The sequence below is a fragment of the Photorhabdus sp. P32 genome (genome assembly GCF_038085095.1).
Taxonomy (GTDB): domain Bacteria; phylum Pseudomonadota; class Gammaproteobacteria; order Enterobacterales; family Enterobacteriaceae; genus Photorhabdus; species Photorhabdus luminescens.
The window spans coordinates 23853-30168 of the sequence record NZ_JAZGJN010000232.1 but is presented as its reverse complement, the minus strand read 5'-3'; the positions used below and the strand labels follow the sequence as shown (position 1 = coordinate 30168).

The 6316-nt window shown below is 34.8% G+C and carries 3 protein-coding genes and 1 pseudogene; 3 read left to right on the top strand and 1 reads right to left on the bottom strand.

The window, feature by feature from the left end; genetic code table 11:
- Positions 1–555 precede the first annotated feature (555 nt).
- A pseudogene (locus tag V2H77_RS06805) lies at positions 556–1553 on the bottom strand (IS630 family transposase).
- 248 nt (positions 1554–1801) lie between these two features.
- Here V2H77_RS06805 and V2H77_RS06800 point away from each other — a divergent pair.
- From V2H77_RS06800 to fecI, 3 genes are all read left to right on the top strand, one after another.
- Positions 1802–3211 carry a ParB N-terminal domain-containing protein gene (locus tag V2H77_RS06800; RefSeq protein WP_341498222.1) on the top strand — a complete coding sequence of 470 codons (1410 nt, stop codon included), beginning with the start codon at positions 1802–1804 and terminating at the stop codon, positions 3209–3211.
- Positions 3212–3280: 69 nt separating this feature from the next.
- Complete coding sequence (locus tag V2H77_RS06795) at positions 3281–4162, top strand: DNA adenine methylase (RefSeq protein ID WP_341498221.1); 882 nt, start codon at positions 3281–3283, stop codon at positions 4160–4162.
- A 1632-nt stretch (positions 4163–5794) separates the two neighbouring features.
- Positions 5795–6316 (top strand): ferric citrate uptake sigma factor FecI, encoded by a 522-nt coding sequence (gene fecI, locus V2H77_RS06790; protein ID WP_341498220.1) that lies wholly within the window; start codon positions 5795–5797, stop codon positions 6314–6316.

Below are 6316 nucleotides of genomic sequence, written 5' to 3'. Positions count from 1 at the left end.
AACAGATTAACAGATTAACAGACTCATATTATCATTTATCTTTCCCCCCGAAAACATAAACATAACCAGACCAGTTTTTATTTCTCTGCTTCCATTAATGGTTTTATAATTGGCAGGTTTTAAACCATTATTAAAAGTCATTTTTTAACCGATGATTTTAATTATCATAAAACTTTAACACTTGCTTTTCACTAAGTTTAATCATGATGAAATATCATACTTTACGTTTACCTAACGTAGGTTACCCCGGCTTTTTATCTTTATTAACACTATTTTATAGATAATTTTAAGCAGTTTTTATAGGCCACCACCATTTGTTTTTTACATGAATTAGCCAATAAATAATCTGATTATAAATAACTTTCCAAAATGGCGCTACACCTTATCTACTAAAAACCATATGTATAACAATGGGTTGAATAAAACCACGTGTAGCGAAATTATGAAACCTTATTTATAAAGATACCCCTTTATTTTTTCGGATAATCACCTCTTTTTCAGGGCTTAAATCCGGCCAAATCAACCATTTTATCCCTTTTTCATTCTCTGTTGTTGCTACAATAAAACCGATTCCATGAAGATTTCGACGCATTTAAGTAATTGCCACATAAACTGACAACTGTGGTTCCATGTTACCGTCTCATGCAGAGATTGCCATAGGCGTTCAATTTTATTCAACCAGGGTGAATAGACAGGTAAAAACAAGCACTTAAATTTAGGATTTCTCGCCAGCCAACCCATGACTTTCCTGCTTTTATGAATGCTATAATTATCTAAGATTAGAGTGATTGATTCAGCATGGCGATATTGGTGAATGAGCTTATCTAATAAATTGATACATAAGTCGGAGTTTTTATTTAAGCCGCTGACATAAGTGATTTTCCCTGTCTGGGCGTTTAGACAACCCGCAAGATAATGTTTTTGGTTTTTTCCCGGCGTAGCAATACGTTTCTACTGTCCCTTGATATACCAGCCTGCACCGATTTTCGGGTTAAAGTGAGTATCGACTTCATCCTCATAAAAAACCGAATGTTGTTCTGAGACGTTACACAAGACCTCTATGATTTTTGCCATTTTTTCATTATAATCAGGGTCAGGTAATTTCAAGGTGGAGTGGCTTTTCTCCAGACAATACCCACCTGACGTAAATAACAATAAAAGGTGCTTTTTGAGAATTTCACATTTATCAATTCTTTGATTTGAATGATAAAACTATCCAAACTCCAGCAAGAGCGAAGGTAGCCAAATTGTTGTGGCGAATGTTGGACTAAATAAAGATAGTAAAGGGAATAGTGACGTTAAATTCCAAGTCACAGGCCTGCCTGCGGGTAGGCTTTTGAGCCCTTCTAATCCATATAACGTAAACCAGTTTATCCAACGATTGACCGAAGAATGTGCCGCACAGAGGGTTCTGGCAACATGAGAGACAGACATTCCCTGATGTAGCATTAACATGATCATCAGCCTGCGTGCATAATCTTTACCCTTGGTTTTATGGATAATTTTTTCATCTGACGGCGTTCATTTCGGGGTATTGGTGCTATGATCGGCATAACTCAGTCCAGTTAGTGATTTGTTTTGATTTGGCGATTAATCAGATCGCAAAAATTGGACTGAGTTCCCTCCAAGTGATCTATTATTTTGAAATTCTATTTAGATCCTCTACATAAAGCTCTCAAAATAAAAATTTCACTTATATTACATAATGATGTATATTACACAATGAGGAAATGACCAATATTTCATTTTAAATAATCAATAAGATTTGTAATTTCATCAACTTGACAACAAGGACATACTTATGGAGAGAATTGACTACAGCTCATGGTCAAGAATCAACCTTTCGGTATCCAACCTTAAGTTAGATCGGGAAAATCCTAGAATCCCTGATTACGCTCCTAAAAAAAACACAAAAGACATCCTAGATTATCTATTTGAAAATGAAAAGATTGAGCGATTAGCTAAAAAAATCGTTGATAAAGGATTTATTAGTCATGATCCTATTTATGTAATCAAAGAAAATGATAGTTATGTTGTAGTGGAAGGCAATAGAAGAATCTCTGCTCTGAAATGTTTATTAGATCCAGACTTAGCACCCTCAATAAGAAGCAGACAAAATATGACAAAATTAAAAAATCAACTGGGGGAGGCTCTTATTGAAAAAATAGAAGTCTATGTTTCACCTTCTAGGTGGCATGTTCAAAACGTACTTTTTGAGTTACATGCGGAAGGTAAGCTACAATGGAGTCGTCAGCAAAAAAATAAATTCATTTCTACTGCTGGTAATAGCAGTGGAGAATCTCTAGAAGCTATGGCAGAGCGCTTCAATGTAACTGTCAGTGAAATTCAAGATTCTGTCCAAGAATACTTCATTGAAAGATATTTCACACAAGTCGGACTACCAACAGATATAGAAGAGAAAGCTTTGAATTCAAGTTTTAGTATTTCTACGATTTCCAGATTAGTAAACTCTAAATTATTTAGCAATACAACTGGATTTGAAATAAAAGATGGTAAACTTGTAACCAAAATCTCCAAAGAATCATTTGATTTTATAGTCAGACAAATGGTTACTGATATAGTCAATAAAAATATAAACTCTCGTAAACTTAACGATGGTACTCAAATAAATTTATATCTAGAAGATGTTTTCTCTCATATACCGCAACCTTCAGGAGTATCTGGGGTAGAATTCTCACCATTAGGTTCGAACAGTAACTCATCAATGAGTTCACCTGAAGATAATGATACAGGCGCAAAAAAAAGAAGAAAAAAAGAAAGGTTAATATCCAAAGATAAAAAATACACTACTGGATTGAATAAACTAGACATTCTGATTGAAGAAGCACAAGGTTTATGGATTGATACCCATAAAACCGCAGGAGCTCTTTTGCTACGAACAATTTTAGAACTTTCAGTAGTCCGGGTATTTGAAATACATAATTGTAAAGACCAATGTTTAACTAATAACGGTAAAGTTAAACAATTATCTGAGAACATGAAAGCATTAGTGCGGCGGGAGGAATGGTTCGAAAATCAGGCTTATCTGGATGAGCTAAAGAGATTTATAAGTAAAGATGGATACTATTGGAATTCATTAGAGTCACTAAATCGATACGTTCACGGAGAGTTTCTTCTTCCCGATAGAAACACACTTCGTCAAATATGGCTCATTACCAAACCACTCGTTGAAATGCGAAAAAGTTCGTAATTACTTTATATGTTTTAAAACAGAGAGAATTGATATATACTGCAATCGATTTATCCATGGATCATAAAAATGCCTATTACTCACTCACCGCTGCGCTACCCTGGTGGAAAAACCGCCATATTCGATATTGTATCAAAAGTTATTGAAGATAATGGGTTACGTGAAGCGAATTATGCTGAACCTTACGCAGGTGGTGCAGGACTTGCTCTTCAAGTTTTATTTTCCGGCTTTGCTAAAAAAATCGTATTGAATGATATCGATAGATCCATTTGGGCATTTTGGGATTCAGTCTTATACCACTCAGAAGAATTTATCGGAAAAATTCTTGAGACACCTATTACAATAGACGAATGGTATAAACAAAAAAACATTCAGTCTAAAAAAAATAATGTAAACACTTTGGAGTTGGGTTTTTCTACATTTTTTTTAAATCGTACAAACCGTTCAGGAATAATAAAGGCTGGTGTAATTGGAGGAATAAAACAAGAAAGTGATTACAAATTAAACTGTAGATTCAATAAAAACAATCTCATTGAAAAAATAAAAATGATAAGTGCATATAAAGATAGAATATCTATTCTAAATATGGATGCAAATGATTTTATAGCAAATATAAACGAGAATGAAGATAATGTATTCCTCTGTATTGATCCTCCATATTACGTAAAAGGAGCATCTCTTTACACTAATTTTTATGAAAAAGATGATCATGTCAATCTCAGGAATGCTGTTTTTAACAACAAGCATCCTTGGATAATGACTTACGATAATACAATAGAAATACAAAATTTGTACTCAGATAAAAGAAGATTCACATTTAATCTGAATTATAGCGCTGGAAGCAAGAAAAAAGGAGAAGAAATAATGATTTTTTGTGATAAAATTAATATCCCAGAGTCGCTCGTAAATAAAAGAATATTTCCCTTTAAAGATACAGATAAGGACTCATAATCACTTTGAACACTCTTGAAAAATACATTTACGAAAAACGTATCTTATGTTTGTAAATAGCTTTTCATAATACCGATACAGTTGATCTATTTGATTAATATCCGAGCGGTGCAAGTCTGATGCCTGATAGGCCGTACTAACTCATCGTTCTGCTATGCATAACGCACAACCCTTGCTATACAAGGCGTTGTACGAAGTGGAGCACTATTTTGGAAAGTTATTTACTAAACACCTAGGGGGTGGCCTTTTACTGGTTTTTAACCATGAAAAATATCATAATAACCTCTCCCAATTTAACTAAACAGGATGATTTATGACTTTTAAAGAATTCATATCTGATTTAGGACTGACCGTGCCTCAATTTATAGCTGCCATTCCTGTATTCATTGTTTTTCTTAATTTATTGTTTAAAGCATTAAAATCCCATTTTATATTAATTAATATGATTATAAACGATAAATAAATAACTTTCCAAAATGGTGCTACACCTTATCTACCAACAATCCTATGTATAACAATTAGTTGAATAAAACCCTGTGTAGCGGAATTATGAAACCTTATTTATAGTATGTTACCAGTAAATAAAAAAACAGAGGCAATAGGACTAATATATCAAGAAATACATGATAACAATAAAATCGAGAATTACTCCAGAGAACTAAAGCTTGCTGATTATGGCTTAAAATATCCTATTATCACATTACAATTCCGTTTTGACTATCTATACTCAAAACAGAAGTTATCAGTTCAGTCATCGGCTTATGACTTTCTGAAACAAGACAAAATTTTCTTGAAGAAAAGAAATGAACTTCCTGTAGTTTCACAAAAGAGACTATTTTTTCAGTCGGAATACTACTTGTATTAATTTGTCTTTCTGTAGGAGATTTTATTACAGGGATTCAGGATATAACTGAAACAATACATAGTAAAGCTAACTGGGAGTCTGGTAGCAAACTGTGCCTCTTCCTTTTCGTCGAGGTTCTTTTGGTACATTTAATTTTAATATTTTTCTGTGAGATTGGTTCTATTGTTAAGGCAATATACTTTTCTAAAAAATTGCATGCTTTTTATAATAAACAACTATGTAAAAAATATAAGAGCTAATATTTAGTTAATTCGGGCATATTTAGTGAAATATGCCTATTAATCTGGGAAAAAATGGCTCAATATCTTAGCCTGTAATTTAAATTGTGTCATCACCTATTCTTGATATATTCCTTCTGACAACGGAACAGACAAATTATGGAGAACAAGAAACTTAAAGTACTCAGCAAATAGCTGTAGTGCCAGAATACCTACCCCCCTACTACTAACGTCTCTGAATATCCCTTAGACCGACATAAGTCAGCTTAGAAATTCACTCACCCCTCGATCACTGTTCCCAAATAACGATAGACAAATGAATTAATGTAACTGGAATCAGTGTTCAAATTGGGAGGAATACGCATAGATACCGAAATCTGATAAAGCAACGATTACACTTCAACATATCAAAGAAACAGAGACAGCTCTCCCGGCTACACCGACTTAAATCACATCAACATGAAATAAAAAACCTTCGGAATGATTGTAATGATAACTATTCTCACATTAATATGATACCGTGATTATTGACTGTTGATGTTATAGGGTATGTCTGACCGCATTGTTGTTTCCGCTGAGCTAACGCTTGAATCGCTTTACGGCGCGCATCATGGCTGGCTGAAAAACTGGCTCACGCGCAAACTGCAATCGTCCTTTGATGCCGATGACGTAGCACAGGATACCTTCCTGCGTGTAATGGCCGGCGACTCGCTACAAGCCATTCGCGACCAAAAATCCTTCCTGTGTACGATCGCCAAAAGAGTAATGATCGATCTGTTTCGCCGCAACGCTCTGGAAAAAGCCTATCTGGAACTGCTGGCGCAACGGCCCGAGGCGCTTATGCCCTCGCCGGAAATCCGTCAGTGTCAACTTGAAACACTCCAGCAAATCGACCAGATGATCAATGGTCTAAGCAACAAAATGCGCCAAGCGTTTTTATTGTCTCAGCTTGAAAATCTGACCTATAGCGACATCGCTTCACGTCTCAATGTGTCCGTCAGTTCCGTGAAAAAATATATGGCCAAAGCCACCGAACACTGCTTGTTATTTCGACTGGAGCATGGACTTTGA